Raw genomic sequence first — 23,755 nt, 5'->3', positions numbered from 1 at the left:
TCGGCGCCTCTTCTGCCGCCATCCGAAGTTCCGGCAAGTGCGCCATCAAGATTTTCGGACGGAGAGATATCGACGCGGCGACAGGCCGAATGCCTTCCTGAACATGGCAATGAAGCTGCTGGCGCTCGCATATCCCAGGCTGTCGGCGACCTGCGCGATCGGATTGCCGGCGCTCAGATGTTCAAGCGCAAGCAGCAACCGCGCCTGCTGCCGCCAGTTTGCGAACGACATGCCTGTTTCGATATTGAAAAGCCGCCGGGCCGATCGTTCCGATATGCCCGCCTGCTGTGCCAGGGCATGAAAAGTGTCCTCGCTGGCAGGATCCTGCAGCACGGCGTCCGCAATACGCAGAACCCGCCGGTCCGCCGGCATCGGCAAATGCAGGCTTTCGCGCGGCGCGGCCCGAACCTCGTCCAGCAGGACAGCCGCCAGACGACGCTGCTGTGGGGAAAGCCGCTCCTCCCAGCGCCAGGTCGTCGTTCGGCGCACCAGCGCCCGCAAAACCTCGCTTACGCTGAGAACGCACGGATCCTGGGGCAGGCCGGCGCTGGCTTCCGGCGTCAGGAGGATGCCCCAGCCGCTCAGCACGCCATTGATCCCGGCCTTATGCATGACGCCCGGCGGAATCCATCCCGCACGCTGCGGCGGCAGCAACCACGACCCCGTGGGCGTATCGACGCGCACGAGCCCGCTTTCAATGCAGAAAAGCTGCCCGCGCGTGTGCGCATGCCAATCATATTCCAGGGTTCCCAGGCGGAAGGCGCTGCCGGGCTCGTCCGACCCCCAGAAGGCGATGAGCGGCGGCCCGTCAAGGCGATCGCCGATATCTTCGATATCCATATTCCGTTTGGCCGTTTCGCAACATTTATAGTCCGAATGTCGTTATCACGTTCCGGCGGGCGCGCGCTATTCTGACCTCGCAAAATCGAAGTCGAATAGTGAATGGAATAGAAGAATCCATGCAGGACTTTCATGTCGTCATCATCGGCGCGGGCCTCGGGGGCCTGTGCCTCGCCCAGGGATTGAAGCGCGCCGGCATCCGCTTCGACGTCTACGAGCGCGACCCGGCAGCCGATAGCCGGCTACAGGGTTATCGCATCCGCATCGATACGGATGGACAGCGAGCGCTGGAGGCGTGCCTGCCGCAGGGGCAGTTCGATCTTTTTCGGGCGACCGCCTCCATCAGCCCACGGTCGGGCCGTTTCCTGACGCCGCAGCTTCAGCCGATCGCGGGCCGCACGCCGATGAGCTGGGATACGGGAGAGGATGAAGACGACGGCGATCTCAGCGTCAATCGCCTTACCCTTCGTGAAATCCTGCTGACCGGGATCGAGGACCATGTTCATTTCGATCACGCGCTCACTCAATACCGCTGCCTGGAGGATGGCCGCGTCGAGGTTCAGTTCGAAAACGCCTCCGTGGTTTCCTGCAACCTGCTCGTCGGCGCCGACGGCGTGAATTCGCAGGTCCGCCGTCAACTGGCACCCTATGCCGAGCCGGCGGATACGGGCTCGATATGCGTTTACGGCAAGAGCGAGCTGCCACGCAACGGCGCCGCCGATCTGCTTGAAGACGGTACGACGGTGATCTTTGCCGATGGCTGCACTGCGATTTTCGATCTCATGCGGTTCCGCGACGAGTTTCCCGCCCTTGCCGCCAGTCTCGCACCCGATTGCAGGCTGACGCCGGTCTCCGACTATCTTTATTGGGCGCTGATCGGCCCCCGCCGGCGATTGGGGCTGGAAACATACGACCACACCCGCGACCTGCCGGTCTTGCTGAGAACCGCAATGCGCGGCTGGCGTCCCGAACTGAGGCAGATCATCAGCCGGAGTAAGGCCGAAGCCGTGGCGGCGCTTCCCGTTCGAACCGGACGCCCCGATGCTCTTTGGCCGTTCGGAGCGGTCACGCTCATGGGTGATGCCATCCACGCGATGAGCCCCGCCGGCGGACTTGGCGCCAATACCGCGCTCGAAGATGCCCGCACGCTTTCACAGATCCTGGCGGCGGCCGGCAAGGAGCCAAGGACGACCTGTACGGCACTCCTGGACTACGAGGCCGACATGCGCGAACGGGCGACCCGCGCCATCGACATTTCGGAGCGCGGCGCCGCGATGCTGTTCGCAGCAATCACCGACAAGATCGCTTGAGGAGAATAGCATGACAATCGATGCAACCACTTTCGCCTTTCACGATGTTTCCCTGTGGCCGATCGTGCGCCAATCGGCCCGGTCCGTGCGGCCGGGTTATGCGGCACAATGGGCACGCGAGATGGACGCTATCCTTGCAATCTCGATGCCTTTCGTCGTCATCATGGAAGGCGATCAGCCTGCCGAGGATCACGAGGATCGCAAGGCACGCGGCATATGGCTGAAGAGAAACAAGGCGGCGCTTGCGGCAATTTGCAGGGCTGTGATCGGGATCGAGGCGAGCGCCATCAAGCGCGCGGCCATGCAAGTGCAGATGAGCCTTGCCACGAAAGCGTTCGGCACGAGGATGGAGATCGTCGCGTCCCAGGAAGACGCCCTGCAGCTGGCGGAGCGAATCCTTGCCGGAACGGAAGATACGCGCCCGTCCATCGGCTAGCGAATCAAAACGTCCGCGCCATCCTCAGCGCGGCATCATCCAGGCCGGATCGGCAATCTGCCGATCCGGTTGCGCGGTTTTCTATCCCACAGACCTCAGGATGCCGACCGGCGGAGAAGCGCAGGTTCTTTCCAGCCAATCTCCGGAGCGATCAACGTTACGAAGTCGTGAATGATCTGCCGATACTCCTCGTCGTGGAACTCGTAGGGCAGCTCCAGCCGGAATTCATTGACATGGGGCAGGATCGGATCGTTGCGCAGGCGCTCCAGAATCTCCTCCGACGAGCCGACGAGATCGCGCGCGAAAAGCGTGCGGCGCTCGCCTTGCGGAGACAGCGTTCGCTCATGGCGGCCGGCGGCATAGTCGGTATAGCGCTTGCGCGTCACGGCGTCGGCGCTGTCGAAGGGTACGATGACCCGGCCGAGCGCCACGCGCCTCGTATCGCCGCCGGAGGTCCGATAGGTTTCCAGCTGCCGCGACTGCGCGACGAAGAAATCGTCGGTCTGCTCCCCCGTCGTGACATTGCCGATCAGCAGGTTGAAACCGTTGCGCCCTGCCCATTCGGCCGAACGCAGCGAGCCGCCGCCATACCAGATGCGATCGATCAATCCTTTCGCATAGGGCTGCAGTCGCGGACGCTGCGGACCGAACGGCGTCTTGATGACCGTATCCTGATTGCCAATATAGGCGCCCTTCAGATTGTCGGCAAAGCGCAGCACCCTCTGATGAGAAAAATCATGGCTCTCCCAGTCGCCATCGAAAGCGAGCGGGCCGATCAGGTCCGCATGCAGCGGACGGCCGGCGCTGAGGCCGATATTCAACCGTCCACGCGACAGCACATCCACGGTCGCCAGATCCTCGGCCAGCCGATAGGGGCTTTCATAGCCGATGGGTATGACGGCCGTGCCGAGCTCGATGTGGCGCGTGCGCTGTGTCGCTGCCGCGAGAAAGGCGCTCGCCGAGGAGATGCCGGGTTCGAGATGCCGCTGGCGAACCCAGGCGCTGTTGAAGCCCCTGCCTTCTCCGTATTCGAGCAATTGCAGGGTTTGCTCCAGGCCCGCTAGCGGATCTTCATCCGGATAGTTTCCTGGCGTGAGAAAGCCGATGTGGCTGATCGATGGGGCTGGGCGGCTCATGCAGCTATCTCCTCAAAATTTCGGCAGGCCCGGCGGATTGGTTTCCGACTTCGGCAAGGCTTCTTCCGCAAGATGCCAATGGTCGAGGATCCTGGCGTAGCTGCCATCCTTGATCAGCCCGTTCGTTGCGAGGGTGAGTGCGGCCGCCAATCCGCTGCCCTTGCGCGTGGCGATCGCGACATCCGAGCGATCCGGCCAGCCGGCACTCAACGTACCCACGCGTTTGATGTTCTTGTCGCGGGCGGCGATGTAGACCAGCTGGGCGTGCGGCTGCACGATGACTTCGGCGCGATCCGACTGGAGAGCCAGGAGGCTTGCTGCATCATCATCGTAATATTGCAGCTCGATCGGCTTCAGGCCGGCTTTGACATCCTCGTCGCTCCATTTCAGCAGAATTCGCTCCTGATTGGTGCCGGCACCGACGATGATGCGCAGGCCCGCCGCATCCTTCGGCTCCTTGATGCCAGTGATCTTGCTGTCGGTTTTGACGAAGAAACCATGCAGGCCCTGTCGGTAGGTGGAGAAATCGAACTTCTCCTTGCGCTGTTCGGTCACCCCGACATTGGAGATGACGGCATCGTATTTGCCCGAGGTCAGCCCGAGCGGCCAGTCGATCCAGGCGACCGGAACAAGCTCAAGCTTCAATCCGAGCGCGTCGGCGATGGCGGAGGCATAGTCAGGATCCGCCCCGACCACGGTCTTGGCATCCGTCGCATAGGTCGCAAGCGGCGGCCCGCTGGGCGCCACCGCCACGGTGAACGTCCCTGGCGTGACAAACTTGAAATCCTTGGGGATCGCGGCGATGGCAGCCTCGTCCTTGGCAGCATGAACACGCCCGGGCTGTTCAGGACCGAGATCGAATTCGTCGGCGGCGTGAACGGCACCGGCTCCGATCAGGGAAACCGTCGCTACAGCGGCAAATATGGTTTTGAGATTGGGAAAGAAAGTCACGAACAGGTCGCTCCATGAATAAGACAGGGAGCGGATCGACACGGGCCCCACCGGCGCCGATCCGCTCTACCAACATTACGAACCGCTCTTCGGCAGGCCCGCAGGGTTGGTCTTGGACTGATCGATCGCCTCGGCGCTCAGGCTCCAGTGCTTGAGCACCTCACCGTACTTGCCGTCCTTGATCAGATCATTGAGTGCGAGGGTGACGGCGTCAGCCAATCCGGCTCCCTTCTTCGTCGTCACGGCGATTTCCGCCGTCAGTGGCCAGCCACCGGATACGATGCCCACGAGCTTCCTCGTGCCGTTGATAGCCGCGTTGTAGGCCTGCGTCGCATTCGGATTGAATTCGACATCGGCGCGACCGGACTGCAGCGCGAGATCGGCAGCGGCGCGGTCATCATAATACTGCACCTCGATGGGCTTCAGCCCGGCCGCCACATTCTCCCGGTCCCACTCGAGAATGATCTTCTCCTGGTTGGTGCCAGCGCCGGTGATGACCTTGAGACCGGCTACGTCCTTCGGTTCCTTAATCGACGTGGTCTTGCTGTCGGCCTTCACGTAAAAGCCGAGCACGTCCTTGCGATAGGTCGAGAAATCGAATTTCTCCTTGCGCTCCTCGGTAACGGTCACGTTGGAGATGACGGCGTCATATTTGCCGGAGGAAACGCCGAGCGGCCAGTCTTCCCAGGCGACAGGCACCAGCTCGAGCTGGAGGCCGAGGGAATCGGCAAGCAGCTGGGCGAGATCCGGGTCGGCGCCGACGACGGTCTTGGCATCGGTCGCATAGGTGGCGATCGGCGGATCCCAGGGGTTGATCGCCACCGTGAACTTACCGGGATTGACGAACTTGAAGCTCGGCGCGATCGCCTTGATCGCCGCCTCGTCCTTCTCCGCTCTGACGCGATTGGACGTATCCGGGCTGAGATTGAACTTTTCGGCCGCACCGGCCGCCGTGCAACTCATCACCACGGCGGTTAACACGCCGGCAAAAGCATATTTTGCTCTATCAATGAATGCCATTTCCCTTCTCCTTTTCAATTTTAAGTTGTTTATATTGTTGTCGTTGGCCAGACGCCTGCTACGTCAGGACGTCCTATGGCTGCCTGTGTCTGCTAGAGAACCTTGGCGAGGAAGGCGCGGGTGCGCGGGTGCCTCGCATCGTTGAAAACCTGTACCGGCGAGCCGATCTCGATAATGTGCCCGCCTTCCATGAAGACGACGGTATCGGCGACCTCGCGAGCAAAGCCAATCTCGTGGGTGACGATCACAAGGGTCGTGCCGGTGCGGGCAAGCTCCTTGATCACGTCGAGCACTTCGCCGACGAGTTCCGGATCGAGCGCCGAGGTCGGCTCATCGAACAGCAGTACCTTCGGCCGCAGCGCCAGAGCACGAGCGATCGCCACACGCTGCTGCTGGCCGCCGGAAAGCTGGCGTGGATAGGCATCGATCTTGTCGCTGAGTCCGACGCGGGCGAGCAGCTCCTGTGCGAATGCGATAGCCTCATCCCTGCTCAGCCCACGCACCTGAATCGGCGCCTCGATAAGGTTTTCCAAAACAGTGAGATGCGGGAACAGGTTGAAGTTCTGGAAGACCATGCCGATGTCGGTCCGCCGCCTCAGGATATCCTTCTCCTTGAGCTCGTAGAGCACATCGCCCTTCTGCGTGTAGCCGACAAGTTCGCCGTCCACCGAGATGAAACCGCTGTCGACGCGCTCCAGATGATTGATGGCGCGCAGCAAGGTCGATTTTCCGGATCCCGACGGGCCTATGATGGCGGTCACGCTGCTGGCAGGCAGGTTGAGTTCGATGTTGTCGAGGACTTTGAGCGCGCCGAAGCTCTTCGATATGCCGTGGATGCGCACGGCCCCACCCTTCGCACGCCAGTCGGCAGGATTCTTCTGGCTTCCAAGGCTCCCGATGCTTGCCTTCGTGGAGACTGTCGTCGAAACGCGACGCAAGCGCTGGAAATAGGCCTGGAAGGGCAAGGGCGTCGGATTGCGCACCGCTCCCTTGGAGAAATAGCGCTCGATGTAGTGCTGCGCGATCGACAGCACCGTCATGATGACGAGATACCAGACCGTCGCCACCATCAGCAGCGGGATGACTTCCAGATTGCGGCGATAGATGACCTGCACCGTGTAGAAGAGCTCCGGCAGCGCCAGCACGTAGACCATGGACGTGCTCTTGGCGAGACCGATGATCTCGTTGAAGCCTGTGGGAAGTATGGAGCGCATCGCCTGCGGCAGAACGATGCGAAAGGCCTGCCGGCGACGTGACAGGCCGAGGGCGGCCGCCGCCTCCAGCTGCCCCTGGTCGACCGAAAGGATGCCGCCGCGAACGATTTCCGCGAAGAAGGCCGACTGATTGAGCGTCAATCCGAGAAAGGCTGCGGCAAACGGCGTCAACAGCTGCGTGGTCGGGTAATCGAACAGCACCTTGTCGGTGAACGGGACGCCGATGCTAATGGTTTCATAGAGATAGCCGAGATTGTTGAGAACCAGCAACAACACAATCATCGGGATCGAGCGCAGCAGCCAGATATAACCCCAGGAGAGGCTTGCTAGCAGCGGCGACTTCGATACGCGCGCCAGCGCCAGCGCCGTGCCGAGAATGGAGCCGGAAACCGCCGCGAGCGCCGTCAGAAGCAGCGTCCTGCCGAGGCCCACCAGCACCGGCTCGGCAAAGAACCATTCCGCGAAAACATTCCAGCCCCAGCGGGGATTGGTGAAGGTGGAATAGAGGATGACCGATATGACAAGTGCGGCGAAAATCGTGCCCGCAATGCGTCCGGGGTGCCGCGCGGGCACGATGCGGTAACGCGAATAATCCGTCTTCGTCTCGGCGGTTCCCGTGCCGGGATCGACACTCGCAAAATCCGTCGTTAGCGCCATGATGCTTACCCCTTATGATTGTGATTGATCCGGCTCGCCGTTATCGGCCGGCGGCGGCCAGACGTTGCTGCGATCCGGAGGCTTCGGCGGCATAGGACAAGGCCAGGCGGCTGATATCCTTCTCGAAAGGCAGGCTCTTGTAGACTTCCGGATCGACCGACGTGTCGAAGAGCGCGGTGTAGCCGTTGGTCAGATAGAGGCCGACGGCCTCGGGCTGGCGGAAGCCCGTCGTCAGATAGATGCGGTGATAGCCCTGCCGCGCCGCCTGGGCCTCCAGCTCGACGAGCAGCGTTCGCGCCAATCCCTGACGACGAAGATCGTGCCTTGTCCAGATGCGTTTGAACTCCGCGGTGTGGTCGTCGTAGTGCTTGAACGCCCCGCCGCCGATGGTCTCGCCGTCCCGCAACAACAGCAGGAAGTTGCCGTGCGGCGGCGAAAAGGCCTCGGGCGGATAACGATTGAGTTCGGCCGCCGCACCCTCCGCGTTGAAATAGGTGCCATAGCGACTGTCATACTCATGGATCAGCTCGTCGATCAGCGGCTTCGCGCGCGGATCGACCGGGGTCGTATAAAGAAACGTATCGCTCATGTCGGTCGTCACCTGTTGTCATCCGCAAGGAAAGTTTCGGCGAGCCGCACCCAATAGCGGGCCGCGGGCGCGATGATGGCGTCGTTGAAATTGTAGTGGGCGCTGTGCAGCGGCGCGCTGTCGCCGTTGCCGACGAAGAGGTAGCTTCCAGGCTTGGCCTGCAGCAGGAACGCAAAGTCTTCGCTTGCCGTGCGCGGCCGGAAATCCGCCTCGATCGCCGCCGGGCCAAGCGCCTGCACCGCGACGTCGCGGGCAAAAGCCGTCTCGTCCGCATGGTTGACCAAGGCCGGAAAGCCCAGGCGATAGTTGACCTCGGCGACGGCTCCGAAGCTTTCCGCCTGCGCACGCGCCAGTGCCGGAATGCGCTCCCGAAGCTTCTCGCGCACCCCTTCGCTGAAAGCGCGCATAGTCAGCTTCAACTCGACGCTTTCCGGAATGACGTTCGATGCGGAGCCCGCATGAATCGAGCCCACCGTCGCCACGGCCATGTCCTGCGGATCGATATTGCGCGATACGACGCTTTGCAGAGCCGTAATGAAGGAAGCCGACGCCAATACGGGATCGACGGCCCGATGCGGTTCGGCACCATGACCGCCCTTGCCGACGATCTTGATAACCGCCTGGTCGACGGAGGCCATCGCCGGGCCGGCAACGAAGCCGAATTGCCCTTCGGGAACGCCGGGCCAATTATGCAGGCCGAAGACGGCATCGACCGGAAAGCGATCGAAAAGCCCTTCCGACAGCATCTTGCGCGCACCCGCGCCGATCTCCTCGGCCGGCTGGAAAATCAGGCGCAAAGTGCCGCTGAAACTGCCGCTTTCCGCAAGATAGCGGGCAGCGGCCAGCAGGATGGACGTGTGCCCATCATGTCCGCAGGCATGCATGACACCAGGATTGCTGCTGGCGTAATCGAGCCCGGTTGCCTCCTCGATGGGCAGCGCGTCCATATCGGCGCGGATGCCGATACTTCGATTTCCACCTCCCCGCTTCAGAGTCGCGACAACGCCGGTGCCGGCGATGCCCGTTGCAACCTCATAGCCCCAGTCGGCAAGAAACGACGCGACCTTCTTGGCGGTTCGGTGCTCCTGGAAGGCGAGCTCGGGATATTGATGCAGATCGTGCCTCAACGCGATGATCTCGTCGATATAGGCGGCAATCCCTGCCTCGACTTGATCGGTGACCGAAGCGGACTTGATGATGGCGTTCATGGCGATCGTCCGGGCTCAGGCGCCCACGGCCTTTGCGGGTTCGATGCCATCGGGCTCTGCCGCGTAGCGGCTTTCGCGGAACGGCAGGCCAAGGTGATCGCGCAGCGTCTCGCCCTTCAGCACCGGATCGAAATAGCCGCGCTCCGTCAGGATCGGCAGGACATGCTTGGAGAAATCGTCGAGGCCTTCACCAATGACGGGGAAACCGAGGATGAAGCCGTCCGCACCCTCCTCATCCACCCAGCGGATGATCTCGCTGGCAATATGCTCGGCGGTGCCGATGAAGGAAGTGCGCGGCGTTGCGGCATCGAGCGCCACCTGGCGCAGGGTGAGCCCCTTCTCCCGCGCGGTCTTCTTGATCCGATCGGTCGTGGCGCGGAAATTGTTGCGGCCGATGTCGCCGAGATCGGGGAACGGCTCATCGAGCGGATAGGCGCTGAAGTCGTGATGGTCGAAGAAGCGGCCGAGATAGGCGAGCGCCTCCTCGATGGTGACGAGATTGCGGATCGCCAGGTATTTGGCGTCCGCCTCCTCCTGGGTCGCGCCGACGATCGGCCCAATACCCGGGAAGATGCCGACATCGGCAGCACTGCGGCCATGCGCGATCGCGCTCTGCTTCACCTGCTTGTAAAAGGTCTTGGCGTCTTCGAGCGGCCCGCCATTGGTGAAGACGGCGTCCGCATGCTTGCCGGCAAGCCGGATGCCGGAATCGGACGCGCCGGCCTGGAACACCACCGGTTGGCCCTGCTTGGAGCGACCGATATTGAGAGGGCCTTCGATGCGGAAAAAGCGGCCCTTGTGGTTCAGGCGATGCAGCTTGGACTTGTCGGCATAGACGCCGGTCTCGCGATCGCGCACAAAAGCGTCGTCGTCCCAGGAGTCCCACAGCCCCTTGATGGCATCGAGATATTCGTCGGCGATCTCGTAGCGCAGCTCATGCTCGGGATGCTCGCGGCTATAATTGCGGCCGGACCCTTCGAGCGGCGACGTCACAGCGTTCCAGCCGGCGCGACCGCCGCTGATGACATCCAGCGAGGCGAATTGGCGGGCGATAGTAAAGGGATCGCTGTAGGACGTCGAAACCGTACCGACCAGACCGAGCTTCGTCGTAAAGGCAGCGAGCGCAGAGAGGATGGTCAGCGGCTCGAACCGGTTGAGAAAATGCGGGATCGACTGTTCGTTGATATAGAGCCCGTCCGCGACAAAGGCGAAGGCAATGCCGGCATCTTCCGCCTTGCGGGCCGTCTTGACGAAGAAGTTCAGATTGGTGCTGGCGTCGGCTGGAACGCTTGGATGCTTCCAGGCATTCATGTGGCCGCCCGGGCCTTGCAGCATGATACCGAAAGTGACGTGTTTTTGAACCATGATGATTCTCCTGGGGTAGGTGCTCAGGCCACGAGCGAAAGGCGCTCTTTGGCGAGCAGTTCTATGGAGTTGAGCCGTTCAGCCGCTGTCAGAGCCGGGGTGTCGAGCACGAACTCCTCGACGCCGTAGCGGCGATGGAGCGTGTCGAGTTCATCGCGGATCTGCGCTGCCGTGCCGTGCAGCACGCTTGGCGCCTTTTCCTCGGTGCGGAAATCCGAAAAGCCCGCCTGGCGCGCGAATTCCGCCGCCTGTTCCTGGGTGCCGACATTGACGCTCTGGCCATTGGGCAGGAAGAGCTTGACGATGCGCAGCTGGCCGACGCGTTCCTTGGCATGAGCTTCGCTTTCGGCGGCAAAGGCAGCGAGCGCCAGGATCGGAACTTTACCGCCGGTCGCGTGCTCATAGGCTTCGAAAGTCTTTTTGAGATTTTCCGGATCGCCGTTCAGATGGCCGGCGAACACCAATGTCCATCCCTTCTCGGCTGCAAGTTTCGCGCTTTCGACGCTGGCGCCAAGGAGAAAGCGCTCCGGCGAGCGTGGCGGAAATGGCGTCGCCAAGGCACCCTCGGAACGGGGATCGGCGGCGAAGTAGGCGTTGATATCGGATAGCTGCTCTGCGAAATCGGGCTTTTTTTCAGGGTCGAAGGCACGCTGCAGCGCGCGCGTCGACAGCGGAAACCCGCCCGGCGCCTTGCCGACGCCGAGATCGATGCGGCCAGGCGCAAGCGACGCCAGAAGGTTAAAGGCCTCGGCGACCTTATAGGCGCTGTAGTGCTGAAGCATCACGCCGCCCGAACCGACGCGGATCTTCGATGTCCTGGCGAGAAGATAGGCAATCAGAACCTCGGGCGCCGAACTTGCGAGGTTTGCCATATTGTGGTGCTCGGCGACCCAGAAGCGATGATAGCCGAGTTCTTCGGCCCTGATGGCCAGGCGCGTCGTGGCGCCGAGCGCATCCGTGGCGCTGAGCCCCTGTTCGATCGGGCTCTTGTCGAGAAGGCTGAGGAGATAAGACATGCCGTTTCATCCATGTTCGCACTCAATGCCGACCATCGAATGCTGTAATCTATAAAAAACATAGATTTTAAGTTATTTAAGAAACAGCTTTCTTTTTCTTCCGCCAGATGCGGAAAAAATCGGCAATTGCATGCAGGCTGGTGGATGCAGCCGCAACAAATGTCACCCGGCGAGGGTTGCGCGACTGGTTGCACCCAAACAGATGTCACAGTTGCTAGATGCGACCGAAATGCGGGCGCCGCCGGCGATAGCCTCGCAAGGGATCGGCCCCATGGCGCCCCAATCGACGTTTCGGTCGCGCTGAGAAGCTTGCTCCGCGGTATCGTTGGATACGGCGAGGATCGGATCCAAACTATGAGACAACTTGGATTCGCGAGGACCGGGAATTGAAATCGGGCCAGCCGAGCTTGAGCCTATCGACCTAATTCACGACTTGTAAAAGTACGATTTCGATGATTGGATTGCTGCCGGTTCGGATAAATGTCCGAGTACGACCAAGACGTTGACAGCATAACAGTAACGCTGGATTGTCCGAGTTGGAGTGTGCGATGAAGCGTCTGATATTAGCGGTATCGCTGAGCGCCGTTCTTGCGTCCTGTCAGGCTGGCGGTGCTGCGCTGAAGCCCATTCCAGGAAGTATTACCTATGGTGGGCAGCCGTCACAGCGTCTGATGAAATCGCCCATCGGCAGTTTGGTTCCCCATGACTTTACAGATCAATGGGGCGAGCGCGTTCGAGAGACATACATATTGCAACCGGACCGAAGCTTGAAACTGGTGGATCGAGTTTACCTAGACGATCCGCCTGGCTGATTGGCGGCTGCAGACCTTGGCGAACAAGGCTCCCCAAATTCCTATCTCTGGATTGAGCATTGGAGCTTAGCCGTCGATAGCCATGGTCTCCATATGTGAGATGGCAGCTCTCAGCTGTCCGGATCCCAGGAAGTCGGATAAGCTCGCGATTGGCGCCGATTTCGACAGGCTATAGGCCGCTGACCGCCACCTGCCGTAACTGTTCGAACCGAGCAATGCTTTCCGACAAATGCGTTCGCATCGTGCTTCGAGCTGCAGCCTCATCTTTGTTTCGGATCGCCTCGAATATCGCACGATGTTCCCGGGTCATACGAGCAGTGTGGACCCCGCGCTCCTCCTCTGACAGCAGATCAAGGCGCGCCCACTGGCGAGGAATCATCGCGCTTTCGTAGGCATCGAAGACGCGGGCGTAATAAGGGTTGCGGGACGCCACCATGATCGACCGGTGAAACGCGAAATCCTCCTTGGCGCCGTATCCGCCATCCGCAATCGCCGAGTCGATCGCATCCAGACAAAACTGAAGTCTTGCAATGTCTTGGTCGCAGGAGCGCAATGCGGCAAGCGCGACTGCTTCGCACTCTATTCCGAGCCGCAATTCCAGCACGTTCAGCACGTCATCGATGGTTTCGAGGTCATTCGGGACGATAGAAAACGCCGGGGGCTTGGGGTCGTTGGTGACAACCGCACCATATCCCTGCCGCGTTACGATCAACCCCTTGGCGCGTAAGGTTGCGAGCGCCTCGCGCACGACCGTCCGGCTGACGCCCGTGGCCTTCATGATCGCTTGTTCGGTCGGCAGCTTCTGCCCAGGCTGAAGGTCCCCGGACTCGATCTGAGCAGCCAGCGTGTTGGCCAGTTCGCTTCTTAGATTGGGAGACTGCTCGATCGCCTTGAACAACTGCCAAACCTTCCTCGTATGTGCGCCTCAAAACAACCTTACATCTATAGGGATGTCGTTTGCCTACTACCTGAGTGTACGAGGAAATGCAAAAAATGGAACGAACTCGCGCGAGCGACAACGCTGACCAGGTTCAGGGGTTCTCGATTCCCACGCGACCTGCGGCATTGAGCAAGTGCAGCTTCATTGCCGCCTTTGCCCGGGCCTCGTCCCCTTCGATGATCGCGTCGAGTATGTTTTGATGCTCTCCAAGAGTGACGGCTGCCAAAACCTCTGATTTCTGCTGATTGCCGGACACGAGAATGCTTTCACGGATCCGCTCAGAAACAAAGACCAAGAACTGCACCATGTACGGGTTCCCGGTTGCAGCGGCGACGGTCCTGTGAAATTCAAGGTCGGTCTTCAACCACATCACGCTCCCGTACGGCGCGCCTTTCATGGTTTCCAACGCGTCGCTCATTGCCCTGAGATCATTGTCGGACCGCCTCAAGGCAGCAAGTCCCGCCGCTTCGACTTCCAGAAAGCCGCGAAGCTCGAAAAGGCTGCGAAAAGCGGCGGTATCGGACATCTCCCCGTGGCTGATCGTCAGGACAGTATCGTTTGCTTCCTCCGCAACGAACGCACCCCGCCCCTGCTGCGACCACACCCGCCCCTCCGAGCGAAGCCGAGCGATCGCCTCGCGGATAACGTTTCGGCTGACGCCAAAGGTTGTCGCCAAGGCTTGCTCGGTTGGAAGTTGATCGCCTGGCTTCAGGCGACCCTGAGCTATCTCACGCGTGATCGAGCTGGCTACCAGCGTCGACAAGTGAGGACCGCGATTGACCCTATCAAGCTTCAGCGTCATCGAGAGTTAACCTCCGTTGTGGCTCGCGCTCCATAGATTCGACCCTGGCTCAGTATCTGGTGGGGATCGAAGCTGTTCTTGATGCTTCTGGCAATATCCAGGGTAACGTCGTCAACCCGTTGCAAAAAGGCTCCCCTCTTGCCTAGACCGATACCATGCTCCGCGCTGATCGACCCATCGTGACGATCAACAACCTCGAACAGGGTGGCCTCGGCCGCGTGAAAGAAGGCGTCAATGTCCTCCGGCGGCATATTGAGCGGCGGCACCACGTTGAGGTGCACGTTGCCGTCTCCGACGTGCCCGTATGTAACGGGCAAGGCGCTGGGATATCTGATGTTCAGTTCGATGAGAGCGTCTTTGATGAATTCGGCAAGCCGCGATATGGAGACCGAGACGTCGGATCTCAGGTAGCGCCCTCCGCGTCCCTGCGCTTCCACCATCGTTTCTCGAAGCAGCCACAGTCGTTGGGATTGAGCCTCGCTCGAAGCCATTGTCCCGTCGATTATGAGTTCGGCTGCATCGGCCAAGAAGCCCTCGACCATTGATCGTACGTCAATACGTCCGCCCCCGGATACTTCCATCAGAACGTAAACCGGACAGACCTGGCTCAAAGGATCAAGAAGGTCGCTCCTTGCGGAGACAGCTATATCGATCCCCACACGAAGGATCAGTTCGAATGCTGTCAGCAAGTCGCTGCAATCGCGCCTGGCCCGGGCATAGAGAGCCATCGCGTCCTCGACGGAGCCAAGTCCGATTAGGACTGTTTCGATCTGCTGAGGCTTGGGAAAAATCTTGAAGGCGGCGGCGGTAATGATGCCAAGCGTTCCCTCGCTTCCGATGAACAGCTGTTTCAGGTCATACCCAGTGTTGTTCTTACGAAGCGTTTTCAGGCCGTTCCAAATCCGACCGTCGGGCAGAACCGCCTCAAGGCCGAGTACCAGATCGCGGGTCATACCGTATCGCAGCACATTGAACCCGCCGGCGTTGGTCGCGATGTTGCCGCCAATCCTGCAGCTACCCTGGGCGCCGAAGGTGATCGGAAGGATGCAGTCTGCCTCCAGCGCTCGGTCCTTTGCGTTCTGAAGCACGCAACCAGCCTCGGCCACCAGGGAGAAATCGATCGGGCTGACTGACCGGACCCTGTCCATTCGCTCCAATGACACGACGAGCTCCTGCCTTGGCACCGCGCCACCCACGAGCCCGGTGAGCCCGCCTTGCGGAACGACATTAATCTGGTTGGCATGGCAGTATGCCATCACCACGCTGACCTCGTCCCGATTGCGGGGCCGTGCCACCGCCAGCGCTGAGCCGCGATATTCACCGGACCAGTCCCCCGAGTAGGGCGCAATCAGTTCAGGGGAAGTCAGAAATGTCCCATCAGGCAACTGCGCAACGAGCGCGTCAAGCGTGTTTACCCGACGGTTGACAACCTCCGACATCCTACCTCCCCAATTAATCACGTCTGTCGCGACTATGTTGCTTGCACGGTTATCATACAACAACTATTTTGTCGCCGACACGGGCATTTAGTCCGTTCAGGAGGATAAAATGACCGAAACGAGCAACAATTTTCGAATGATGCACACCATGATCAGGGTGTTCGACCTGGAAAAGTCGATCGCCTTCTATACCGGGCTGCTCGGGATGAAGCTGCTCCGGCGCGAGGATTTCGAGGGCGGCAGGTTCACACTCGCATTCGTCGGTTACGGGCCGGAAGATAGCAGCACAGTCGTCGAACTTACCCACAATTGGGATCAGGCGGCTCCATATGAAATCGGAACCGGCTTCGGGCATCTCGCCCTTGGTGTCCGGGACATCTACGGGGTGTGCGCCCAACTCGAAAAGCAGGGAGCCAGCATTCCAAGGCCGCCCGGCCCAATGAAGCACGGGACAACCCACATCGCATTCGTGGAGGATCCGGACGGCTACAAGATTGAACTCATCGACCTCGATACGGCGGGCTGAGCACTGCAAATCGAGACCGGCACCGACATGGGTGCGGCCGGTCTCGACGTCTATCACCACCATTTTCGATATGCGTGGCGGCTCACCGGGCAAGCCAACCGCCGTCGACCGGTATAACAGTTCCATGCACGTAGTCGGATGCCGATGACGCGAGAAATACGGCAGCCCCGCCAAGCTCGGATGGACTGCCCCATCGCCCTGCTGGTATGCGAGACAGAATGCTCGCTGAACGGTCGGGATCTTCCCGGAGGGCGGTTGTGTTGTTGGTCACGAAATAGCCCGGAGCGATCGCGTTGACATTCACTCCCTTTACAGCCCACTCACATGCGAGCAGACGGGTTATTCCCGCAAGACCGCTCTTCGACGCCGTGTAGGACGGTATCCGGATGCCGCCCTGAAACGACAGCATCGATGCGATATTGATGATCTTTCCTCGCCCTTGGCCGATCATGTAACGTCCGGCGGCCTGGGAAAGAAAGAAGGCAGTCTTTAAGTTCGTGTCGATGACTGCATCCCAGTCCTCCTCGGTGAAATCGACTGCGTCGGCCCGGCGTATGATCCCGGCATTGTTCACCAAGATGTCGAGGCCACCGAACTTCTCTATCGCCTCCGACACGATGCCTTTTACGGGTTCCAGTGATGAGAGATCTGCCGTCACCGTGTGAAATTGCCGCCCGGTTGCCTCGACCAGAGATCTGGTCTCTTCCATGGACGATCGGCCGACCCCCACGACGGACGCACCGGCTTCGGCAAACGCAACCGCGATCGCCTGGCCGATGCCTGTATTGGCGCCCGTGACGACCGCAACGCGGCCCGTGAGATCGAAGGCATTGGCCACGTTGCTCATCGAAGGTCCCCAACCGCGATATGATCCATGTCCGTGAAGCTCTTATTGTCACCGGCCATGGCCCAAATGAAGCTGTAGTTCTTGGTCCCCGCTCCGGAGTGAATGGACCAAGGTGGCGAGATCACGGCCTGATGGTTCGCCACGAGGATATGCCGGGTCTGCTGCGGCTCGCCCATGAAATGGAATATCCGCTGATCCGGATCGAGGTCGAAATAGAGATAAGCCTCCATCCGCCGATCATGGGTATGGCTCGGCATCGTATTCCAGACGCTTCCGGTCTCCAGCATAGTGAAGCCCATGGTGAGCTGGCATGACTGGCAGACCTCTGGATGGATATACTGATAGATCGACCGCTTGTTCGCCGTTTCGGGCTCTCCCGGCGTGAGATGGCGAGCGTCAGTCCTGGTCAGGTGAACCGTCGGATGCTGTGCATGGGCAGGAGCCGACACAAGATAGAACCTTGCCGGGTTCTTCTGATCGCGATTTTCAAAGCGGACGTTAAGCGTGCCTTTCCCAACATAGAGGCAATCGAGGTGGGCCACGTCATACGTTATTCCATCCACTGTAACGCGTCCGGCTCCGCCAACGTTGAGCACGCCCAGTTCCCGCTCTGCTAGGAAAGAAGACTGACCGACCTCCTTTGGCGTTGAAAGCGCCAGGCCGCCCTCGTCGGGCATGGCGCCACCAACGATCATTCGGTCATAGTGGGAGTAGGTCAGCAGGATTTCTCCGCTCTGGAAGATTCTTTCCACGAGAAAGTGCATACGGAGCGTTTCGGTATCAAATTCGCGCACGGCATCGGGGTGGGCAGCGTGTCTGACTTCCACTTGCATTTTACTATCCTTGGATTGTGGCGCGGTCCGCGCCGCCTGCTGGCGAACGCGGTACCGGCAAGAAATGTTGGATCAGTGATGCGGAAGCGTGGCCCGGCCTTCCGCAGCTGAGGCAGCCGCAGATATCGCGTTCTTCCCCAACCCCGATTTAACGACCCTGATCAGCTCTTCCTCGGTGGTCTCCGAGGTTGAGGCATCCAGAACGATCTCACCCGCGTGCAGGAAGTTGATGCGATCACAGACTTCGAAGATCTGGTTGTAGTTGTGAACGATCATGATAACAGACACCTCGCGCTGCCGCCTCAGGTTCTGGATGAGGCCGAGAACATGGGCGCTTTCCCGCACCCCGAGCGCGGCAAGTGGCTCGTCGAGGATCAGGATGCTCGGCGAGGAGTAAATCGACCGGGCCACTGCTACGCATTGCCGCTGACCACCGGACAGTAGGTCGACCGTGTTGTTGACATCGGGAATATGGATGCCGAGCGTGTCCAGATAGGTGCGCGACAGCGTCCGCATCTTCTTGTTGTCGAGCAGATTGAGGCCAAGAAAGCGCTTCCGCTGCTCACGGCCCAAGAACATGTTGTGATAGATGCTGAGGTCGCCGATCAGTGCCAGATCCTGATAGACCGTCTCAATTCCCCTGGCCCGGGCATCGCGGGGAGATGCGAAGCGGGTCTCCTCTCCATTCGACAGGATTTTGCCCGTGTCCGGCTGATGGAAGCCGGAAAGGATCTTGATGAGGGTCGACTTTCCAGCACCGTTGTCACCGACAAGGGCCAGGACCTCACCCCGCTTTACCTTCAAGCTTACATCGACAAGAGCTGTCACGGCACCGAAGGACTTGCTGATATGAGATACTTCAAGAACGTTGGGTGCGTCGGCAGCAAGTGGCTTGATTTCCTGTTCCATCATTTCCGCTTCCTCGTACGCAGTCTGTCGACTTGAACATTGAGAACCATGGCCGCGACGATCGCCGCCCCGAGATAGATGTCAGACGTCGTTGCCTGGGCTCCGACCATGACCAATCCGTTATTGAGAGATGACACCACGAAGGCGCCGATCATCGCTCCGATCAGCGTACCAGAGCCTCCGAGCAGCGAGGTCCCACCGATAACCGCAGCGGCGATTGCCTGTAGTGTAAGGAACGGACTGCCCGCCAAGGGATCGGCAGACGAGAATTCCATCGTGTTCAGGACCCCGGCAAAAGCCGCCAATCCTCCCGCGATCATGAAATTGTAGATCTTGATGCGATCCGTCCTGATGCCGATCTCGCGAGAGCCGACGATGTTGCTGCCCGTCGCAATCGTATGAAGGCCGAACGTGGTCTTCGAAAGCACGCCTGCGAGAACGATGACGACCACCAAAGACCACAGAAAGGGCGTGAAGGCGGTGATCACGTTCGCTGAAAGCAGCGGGCCCAGGGGATCGTACAGGCTTTCGCCGAACATCGAATTGAACGGCTCCTGGATCGGCGCGACAATCGGCTGACTATCGTAGATCGAAACAACAATGCCCTGAAGGAGGAACAGCGTTCCCACGGTGGTGATCAGTGATGGCACGCGAAAGCGAACGGTTATGAAGCCGTTGACAAAACCCACAAGGACACCGATGGCGACGCCAGCGATTGCGCCAAGCCACAAGGGAACACCCCAGACGATCGACATTAAGACCATGATGTATGGCGCAAGCGAGAACGTGCTGCTCAGCGAAAGATCGATCTCGCCAGTGATCATCAGCATGACCTCCGCTGCGGCCACGATGGCCAAACGGCTGGTGTCACGAAGGACGACGCTCATGAACTGCATCGAAAGGAAGCCGCCGCCGCTGGCGATTTGGAAATAAATGACAAGGACCACGGCGACGACGGCAATGCTTGCCTCCGGGTACTTTGAAAGTAGCGTTGCTAGCCGTTGTCCGGCCGTCAGCCCGGGCTGGGGCGATTTCGATTGGTTGTTTTTCAAATCCACATTCATCATTCTCTTCCCTCCCGCCATAAAAGCGGATGTGGTGCCTTTGGGAATTGGGCACGGCATGCCCTTGGCCCGCGCAGTGGGACGTATCGCGACCTCGGAATTCGGCCGCGATACGATGTGCAAGCGGTGGAGCGCTTACTTGGGTTCGTTCGGCGTGCGCCCCTCGAACCGGGTATCACCGAGATAGGCGTCCACATTCTCTTTGGTGACGTAGGCCTGGCTGGTGTCGCTATTCGCGGGTCCAACGAGGCCACCCGACAGCTTGTGAAGGTACAACTGCTGGACCGGCAAGAAGCCCTGAAGGTAGGACTGCTGGTCGGTCGTGAAGGTGACGTCTCCGGATTTGATGAAGCCCAGCGTCTGTGGGAACAGGTCAAACCCGGCGACGATGGCCCCCTTCTTTGCCAAGCCGTATTTGTTGGAGATGAACCCGCAGGCGTAGGTATCAGCACCGCCCGTGCCGAACATGCCGTCGACATTGGGATGGCTGAGATGGTAGGCTTCGATGCGGGAGATCGCCGTCTGCGGATCGACGCCGGCGTTGAGGGTCTCGTAGGTCACGCCGTTCCCCGCATCCTTGATCGCCTGAATGTAGCCATCAAGCCTGGGCTGGGTGTTCAAGGCACCGGGCACACCAATAGTCAGCACCACATGTCCGCCTTTGGGGACGAGCTTCAGCCATTTCAGCGCAACATTGTAGCCTGCCTGGAAAAGCGGCTGGCCGATGTAAGACAGGCGCTTGTTCGGACTACCTTGAGGAACATCGGCGTTGAACGCAACGACCGGGATACCGGCGGCAGTGGCAGCGGCAGTAGCGGCGTCAAAAGCGGTCGGATCGACCAGGCAAACGGCGATGCCGTCAGCCTTCTGGGCAATTGCCGTCTGCATGGCACTGACCATCTCGGAGACGACGCCTTTCTGCGAACCCGTCCACTGATAGCTGCAACCGAACGCCGCACAAGCATCTTGGGCACCGTAGATGGCCGGAGTGAAAAACTGGTCGAGAGTGACGTGGCAAATGAAGAAGAACTTGTAGTTCTTTTTCGGCAGCCCGCTCGAAGCCGCATCGGCCGCAAGTGCGGTGCCGCTCTTGGCACCGGCCGCCAAAGCCGCCGCGCCTAAACCCACCTTCGCAGCCAGGCCAAAGGCATCACGCCTGCTCAGGCCTCTGGATGGCTCAATAAATTCCGGATTCTGGTCATCAGACTTATTCGTCACTGCAACCTCCCTATCAAACGACAGGAGCCGCACCTCCCGTGCCCTCTTTTGTCGTCGGGTTACATTGTTGTACGACAAGTTTCATGTCAATATGTTTTTGGGGCCGGGTCGCTGGAGGGCGAGATCGGCCGCCTGATGGAAACTCAACTCAATTGGCAGGAAGCAGATGTCAGCCATTTCATCGAGGACCGTATCAAAAGACGGATTGAAGGTTACAACGATGGGCCTGGGAGGAACGGGTCTCGGAAATATGTATAAGGCGACAGCCCCGGAGGTGGCGACCCAGACGGTCCACGCCGCGTTTGAACACGGAATCCGCTACTTCGACACTGCGCCGGTCTACGGATTTGGGCTTGCCGAATCGCGGCTTGGCGCGGCGGTAAAGTCCCTCCCCCGCAGCGAGATCGTGATCTCGTCGAAGGTTGGCTATGGCCTCATTCCCATCCCGGAGAGCGAAGTCAAGCCGGTGCTTTGGGAGGACGCTCCAGCCTTCAAACCAGAATTCGACTATTCCCGGGACGGCACTCTGCGCTCCATCGAGCAGAGCCTGAAGCGACTGGACACCGATTATATCGACATGCTGGCGATCCACGATCCCGACGAAGCGACGCATTTTGAGCCTGGAGAGGACCCATACGCTCGTAGTCGATTTAAGGAAGCGATGGACGGCGCCTACCACGTCTTACATGATCTACGCTCCCAAGGGGTGGTCAAGGCTATCGGTGTGGGCATCAACCAGTGGCAAATGCTTCAAGACTTTGTCGTCGCGGGTGAATTTGATTATTTCCTGCTGGCGGGGCGTTACACGCTGCTCGAACAAGAGCCTCTGAAGCCGCTTCTGCCGATCTGCGAGCAGCGCGGGACCAAAATTATCATTGGCGGCCCATACAATTCCGGAATTTTGGCCTCCGGTCCCGTTAAAGGGGCTATGTTCAACACAAAGATTGCCCCACAACGGATTCTCGACAGGGTCGCCAAAATTCAATCCGTCTGCGAACGTCATGGCGTCCCAATGGCGGCGGCCGCGCTTCAGTTCCCCCTTGGCCACCCGGTTGTCGCGAGTGTGATCCCCGGAGCACGATCCGTATCGGAGCTGGAGCAAAACCTCACCTTTATGAACTTTCCGATCCCGGCCGACCTCTGGACCGATCTGGTGGCGGAAGGTTTGATCGACCGGGAGGCACCTCTTCCAACTAGCCCCTAAGGCAATGATCACTGTGCCTGCGGCCGGAACGCTGCAGGCACAGTTTCACAATGAGCAGGATGAAGTCGACTGCGGCGGAAGGGTGAGGTGACCGCCTGAGGCCGAACAGCGGGATGGAGAACCGTCCGGGGTCAATAGCGTCTACCGATTCTGTCGCGAGCAAGAGATCAAATTTGCCTGCCTTTCAGACCAAAGTTTGCGGTTGCGCCGCCAACCGCTGCGAAGTGTGTATCAACCCGATCCTCTCGGCAGCAGCTACAACGTCGGTGACTATCCCCATCAGGTTCGGATCTTATGAAGACTGCCGTACTATCGTGCCGATCGCATTCGCAAGAAGGCGTGCGGCCGTCAGGGCCGAGAGGCCGTCGATATCGGCGGGAGGATAAAACTCGACGAGATCAAATCCGGCAATCCTCGCCCGCTTGCCGAGACCCGCGATCAGGTCGATCACCTGCGTATAGGTCAGGCCGCCGGGCGTACGTGCTGCCACTCCAGGCATGATAGCGGGATCGAGGCCATCGCAATCGAGGGTCACGACCACCCGCGCTCCCTCCGGAATATGCCGCAGGGCCGCTTCGACGCCCTGCGCATGAACCTCGCGGGCAGTGACCAAACGGCTGCCATAGCTCCGCGCCGCTTCGATTTCGGCGACGCGCGCGCTGCCGACGCCGCGGACGCCGACCTGCACGATACCGGCGACATGCGGCATCTCGCTCGCCCGGCGCATCGGGTTCGAATAGCCGTAGCGCTCGCCATGCAACTCGTCCCGCCAGTCGATATGGGCGTCGATCTGCAGGATCCAGACAGGCCCGTGATCCGAAAAGCCGGAAAAGAAGGGAATAGGCACGGAATCGTCACCGCCCAGCAGGATCGGCACGGAAGGCAAGGCCAGCACCTCGCGCGTCTTCGCCTCGATCCGGGCCCTGTTGCCGGCATTGTCGTGCATGACGGTCGGGATGTCGCCCACGTCGATGCAGCAGACGGGCTTGCCATCGAAAAGCGGGCCGCCGAGGTCGAAATCCCAGTGCTCGATAAGCGCGGCATCGCCCTGGCTTGCGGCGCGGATGGCGCCGGCGGCCAAGGCATAATTGCTGCTGTCCTTGCCGGGATAGGTGCTGCCGTGACCAGCCGCGAAGATCACCGCGCAGGGCGTGCGTCCGGCGGCCAGGCGGTCGGGAAGGCCGAGGAAAGAAGGTGAAGCAGTCATTTCGCGATGATCCTGATAGTGCTTGGCTTAGGATTTCAGTGTTGAAGGTAGCCTGAGACGCAGGCGGCATGTCCCCGTTCCGAAGCGCGGGCGGCCATGCGGGTCTTCTCCCGCTTCGGACTTTTTCACCCACAGCCCATCGTTCACGGCCGGAAACCTTTCCATGCGGCATGGCGGAGACGAGGCTGCTCTGTCATTGCCCAGCCTCCGGC

23 protein-coding genes are annotated in these 23,755 nt (G+C 60.2%); 5 read left to right on the top strand and 18 right to left on the bottom strand.

What is annotated here, in order from left to right; translation table 11 throughout:
* Nucleotides 1-45 precede the first annotated feature (45 nt).
* Nucleotides 46-840: an AraC family transcriptional regulator gene (locus ACQZ6J_RS12670; RefSeq protein ID WP_449084300.1), complete on the bottom strand. Its 795-nt coding sequence runs from the start codon at nt 838-840 to the stop codon at nt 46-48.
* Nucleotides 841-959: 119 nt separating this feature from the next.
* Between ACQZ6J_RS12670 and ACQZ6J_RS12665 the strand changes: the two genes are divergently transcribed.
* Nucleotides 960-2,150, top strand: a complete 1,191-nt coding sequence (locus ACQZ6J_RS12665; protein ID WP_449084299.1) for an FAD-dependent oxidoreductase — start codon at nt 960-962, stop codon at nt 2,148-2,150.
* Between the two features lie 10 nt (nt 2,151-2,160).
* Nucleotides 2,161-2,586, top strand: a complete 426-nt coding sequence (locus ACQZ6J_RS12660; RefSeq protein WP_449084298.1) for a hypothetical protein — start codon at nt 2,161-2,163, stop codon at nt 2,584-2,586.
* A 95-nt stretch (nt 2,587-2,681) separates the two neighbouring features.
* Here the strand turns inward: ACQZ6J_RS12660 and ACQZ6J_RS12655 are convergent, their stop codons facing one another.
* The 8 genes from ACQZ6J_RS12655 to ACQZ6J_RS12620 form a co-directional block, all read right to left on the bottom strand.
* On the bottom strand, nt 2,682-3,722 hold the full coding sequence (locus tag ACQZ6J_RS12655; protein WP_449084297.1) for an LLM class flavin-dependent oxidoreductase: 1,041 nt from the start codon (nt 3,720-3,722) through the stop codon (nt 2,682-2,684).
* Between the two features lie 12 nt (nt 3,723-3,734).
* On the bottom strand, nt 3,735-4,673 hold the full coding sequence (locus tag ACQZ6J_RS12650) for an ABC transporter substrate-binding protein (protein WP_449084296.1): 939 nt from the start codon (nt 4,671-4,673) through the stop codon (nt 3,735-3,737).
* A gap of 75 nt (nt 4,674-4,748) precedes the next feature.
* Entirely contained in the window at nt 4,749-5,693 is a 945-nt protein-coding gene (locus ACQZ6J_RS12645; protein WP_449084295.1) for an ABC transporter substrate-binding protein, read from the bottom strand.
* 92 nt (nt 5,694-5,785) lie between these two features.
* Complete coding sequence (locus tag ACQZ6J_RS12640; protein ID WP_449084294.1) at nt 5,786-7,564, bottom strand: amino acid ABC transporter permease/ATP-binding protein; 1,779 nt, start codon at nt 7,562-7,564, stop codon at nt 5,786-5,788.
* A gap of 40 nt (nt 7,565-7,604) precedes the next feature.
* Nucleotides 7,605-8,153 (bottom strand): GNAT family N-acetyltransferase, encoded by a 549-nt coding sequence (locus ACQZ6J_RS12635; protein WP_163985373.1) that lies wholly within the window; start codon nt 8,151-8,153, stop codon nt 7,605-7,607.
* An 8-nt stretch (nt 8,154-8,161) separates the two neighbouring features.
* Entirely contained in the window at nt 8,162-9,361 is a 1,200-nt protein-coding gene (locus ACQZ6J_RS12630) for a M20 aminoacylase family protein (RefSeq protein WP_449084293.1), read from the bottom strand.
* Between the two features lie 15 nt (nt 9,362-9,376).
* Complete coding sequence (locus tag ACQZ6J_RS12625) at nt 9,377-10,726, bottom strand: LLM class flavin-dependent oxidoreductase (RefSeq protein ID WP_449084292.1); 1,350 nt, start codon at nt 10,724-10,726, stop codon at nt 9,377-9,379.
* A gap of 23 nt (nt 10,727-10,749) precedes the next feature.
* The gene (locus ACQZ6J_RS12620; RefSeq protein WP_449084291.1) at nt 10,750-11,742 is read right to left on the bottom strand and encodes an LLM class flavin-dependent oxidoreductase; all 993 of its coding nucleotides are present in this window, start codon (nt 11,740-11,742) and stop codon (nt 10,750-10,752) included.
* A gap of 548 nt (nt 11,743-12,290) precedes the next feature.
* On the opposite strand from ACQZ6J_RS12620, the gene ACQZ6J_RS12615 reads away from it, so the two are divergent.
* Nucleotides 12,291-12,554, top strand: a complete 264-nt coding sequence (locus tag ACQZ6J_RS12615; protein WP_449084290.1) for a hypothetical protein — start codon at nt 12,291-12,293, stop codon at nt 12,552-12,554.
* Between the two features lie 169 nt (nt 12,555-12,723).
* On the opposite strand, the gene ACQZ6J_RS12610 is transcribed toward ACQZ6J_RS12615, so the two are convergent.
* From ACQZ6J_RS12610 to ACQZ6J_RS12600, 3 genes are all read right to left on the bottom strand, one after another.
* Entirely contained in the window at nt 12,724-13,452 is a 729-nt protein-coding gene (locus ACQZ6J_RS12610; protein WP_163985378.1) for a FadR/GntR family transcriptional regulator, read from the bottom strand.
* A gap of 133 nt (nt 13,453-13,585) precedes the next feature.
* Nucleotides 13,586-14,296 carry a FadR/GntR family transcriptional regulator gene (locus tag ACQZ6J_RS12605; protein ID WP_449084289.1) on the bottom strand — a complete coding sequence of 237 codons (711 nt, stop codon included), beginning with the start codon at nt 14,294-14,296 and terminating at the stop codon, nt 13,586-13,588.
* Nucleotides 14,293-15,735 carry an FAD-binding oxidoreductase gene (locus ACQZ6J_RS12600; RefSeq protein WP_449084288.1) on the bottom strand — a complete coding sequence of 481 codons (1,443 nt, stop codon included), beginning with the start codon at nt 15,733-15,735 and terminating at the stop codon, nt 14,293-14,295. Before ACQZ6J_RS12600 ends, ACQZ6J_RS12605 begins: the two co-directional genes overlap by 4 nt.
* 109 nt (nt 15,736-15,844) lie before the next feature.
* On the opposite strand from ACQZ6J_RS12600, the gene gloA reads away from it, so the two are divergent.
* Nucleotides 15,845-16,261: a lactoylglutathione lyase gene (gene gloA, locus ACQZ6J_RS12595; protein ID WP_163985381.1), complete on the top strand. Its 417-nt coding sequence runs from the start codon at nt 15,845-15,847 to the stop codon at nt 16,259-16,261.
* 82 nt (nt 16,262-16,343) lie between these two features.
* Here gloA and kduD read toward each other — a convergent pair whose 3' ends face one another.
* The 5 genes from kduD to ACQZ6J_RS12570 form a co-directional block, all read right to left on the bottom strand.
* Complete coding sequence (gene kduD, locus ACQZ6J_RS12590) at nt 16,344-17,108, bottom strand: 2-dehydro-3-deoxy-D-gluconate 5-dehydrogenase KduD (protein ID WP_449084287.1); 765 nt, start codon at nt 17,106-17,108, stop codon at nt 16,344-16,346.
* A complete protein-coding gene (gene kduI / locus ACQZ6J_RS12585) occupies nt 17,105-17,941 on the bottom strand; it encodes a 5-dehydro-4-deoxy-D-glucuronate isomerase (RefSeq protein WP_449084286.1) in 837 nt (278 codons plus the stop codon). Before kduI ends, kduD begins: the two co-directional genes overlap by 4 nt.
* A gap of 72 nt (nt 17,942-18,013) precedes the next feature.
* A complete protein-coding gene (locus tag ACQZ6J_RS12580; protein WP_163985384.1) occupies nt 18,014-18,853 on the bottom strand; it encodes an ATP-binding cassette domain-containing protein in 840 nt (279 codons plus the stop codon).
* Nucleotides 18,850-19,917, bottom strand: coding sequence for an ABC transporter permease (locus ACQZ6J_RS12575; RefSeq protein WP_449084285.1), 1,068 nt, complete (start codon nt 19,915-19,917; stop codon nt 18,850-18,852). The genes ACQZ6J_RS12580 and ACQZ6J_RS12575 overlap by 4 nt, the downstream gene beginning before the upstream one ends.
* 132 nt (nt 19,918-20,049) lie before the next feature.
* Nucleotides 20,050-21,132 (bottom strand): substrate-binding domain-containing protein, encoded by a 1,083-nt coding sequence (locus tag ACQZ6J_RS12570; protein WP_163985386.1) that lies wholly within the window; start codon nt 21,130-21,132, stop codon nt 20,050-20,052.
* A gap of 166 nt (nt 21,133-21,298) precedes the next feature.
* On the opposite strand from ACQZ6J_RS12570, the gene ACQZ6J_RS12565 reads away from it, so the two are divergent.
* On the top strand, nt 21,299-22,336 hold the full coding sequence (locus ACQZ6J_RS12565; protein ID WP_449084284.1) for an aldo/keto reductase: 1,038 nt from the start codon (nt 21,299-21,301) through the stop codon (nt 22,334-22,336).
* A gap of 292 nt (nt 22,337-22,628) precedes the next feature.
* Here the strand turns inward: ACQZ6J_RS12565 and ACQZ6J_RS12560 are convergent, their stop codons facing one another.
* Entirely contained in the window at nt 22,629-23,543 is a 915-nt protein-coding gene (locus tag ACQZ6J_RS12560) for an agmatinase (RefSeq protein WP_449084283.1), read from the bottom strand.
* Between the last annotated feature and the right edge of the window lie 212 nt (nt 23,544-23,755).

The sequence above is a fragment of the Rhizobium sp. A37_96 genome, assembly GCF_053521765.1.
This window is presented reverse-complemented; position numbering and strand designations above follow the sequence as displayed.

Bases quoted from the DNA above. Each gene is read 5' to 3' on its own strand.
- ACQZ6J_RS12670 (WP_449084300.1), bottom strand. From the start codon at position 840: ATGGATATCGAAGATATCGGCGATCGCCTTGACGGGCCGCCGCTCATC.
- ACQZ6J_RS12665 (WP_449084299.1), top strand. From the start codon at position 960: ATGCAGGACTTTCATGTCGTCATCATCGGCGCGGGCCTCGGGGGCCTG.
- ACQZ6J_RS12660 (WP_449084298.1), top strand. From the start codon at position 2,161: ATGACAATCGATGCAACCACTTTCGCCTTTCACGATGTTTCCCTGTGG.
- ACQZ6J_RS12655 (WP_449084297.1), bottom strand. From the start codon at position 3,722: ATGAGCCGCCCAGCCCCATCGATCAGCCACATCGGCTTTCTCACGCCA.
- ACQZ6J_RS12645 (WP_449084295.1), bottom strand. From the start codon at position 5,693: ATGGCATTCATTGATAGAGCAAAATATGCTTTTGCCGGCGTGTTAACC.
- ACQZ6J_RS12640 (WP_449084294.1), bottom strand. From the start codon at position 7,564: ATGGCGCTAACGACGGATTTTGCGAGTGTCGATCCCGGCACGGGAACC.
- ACQZ6J_RS12635 (WP_163985373.1), bottom strand. From the start codon at position 8,153: ATGAGCGATACGTTTCTTTATACGACCCCGGTCGATCCGCGCGCGAAG.
- ACQZ6J_RS12630 (WP_449084293.1), bottom strand. From the start codon at position 9,361: ATGAACGCCATCATCAAGTCCGCTTCGGTCACCGATCAAGTCGAGGCA.
- ACQZ6J_RS12625 (WP_449084292.1), bottom strand. From the start codon at position 10,726: ATGGTTCAAAAACACGTCACTTTCGGTATCATGCTGCAAGGCCCGGGC.
- ACQZ6J_RS12620 (WP_449084291.1), bottom strand. From the start codon at position 11,742: ATGTCTTATCTCCTCAGCCTTCTCGACAAGAGCCCGATCGAACAGGGG.
- ACQZ6J_RS12615 (WP_449084290.1), top strand. From the start codon at position 12,291: ATGAAGCGTCTGATATTAGCGGTATCGCTGAGCGCCGTTCTTGCGTCC.
- ACQZ6J_RS12605 (WP_449084289.1), bottom strand. From the start codon at position 14,296: ATGACGCTGAAGCTTGATAGGGTCAATCGCGGTCCTCACTTGTCGACG.
- ACQZ6J_RS12600 (WP_449084288.1), bottom strand. From the start codon at position 15,735: ATGTCGGAGGTTGTCAACCGTCGGGTAAACACGCTTGACGCGCTCGTT.
- gloA (WP_163985381.1), top strand. From the start codon at position 15,845: ATGACCGAAACGAGCAACAATTTTCGAATGATGCACACCATGATCAGG.
- kduD (WP_449084287.1), bottom strand. From the start codon at position 17,108: ATGAGCAACGTGGCCAATGCCTTCGATCTCACGGGCCGCGTTGCGGTC.
- kduI (WP_449084286.1), bottom strand. From the start codon at position 17,941: ATGCAAGTGGAAGTCAGACACGCTGCCCACCCCGATGCCGTGCGCGAA.
- ACQZ6J_RS12580 (WP_163985384.1), bottom strand. From the start codon at position 18,853: ATGATGGAACAGGAAATCAAGCCACTTGCTGCCGACGCACCCAACGTT.
- ACQZ6J_RS12575 (WP_449084285.1), bottom strand. From the start codon at position 19,917: ATGATGAATGTGGATTTGAAAAACAACCAATCGAAATCGCCCCAGCCC.
- ACQZ6J_RS12565 (WP_449084284.1), top strand. From the start codon at position 21,299: ATGTCAGCCATTTCATCGAGGACCGTATCAAAAGACGGATTGAAGGTT.
- ACQZ6J_RS12560 (WP_449084283.1), bottom strand. From the start codon at position 23,543: ATGACTGCTTCACCTTCTTTCCTCGGCCTTCCCGACCGCCTGGCCGCC.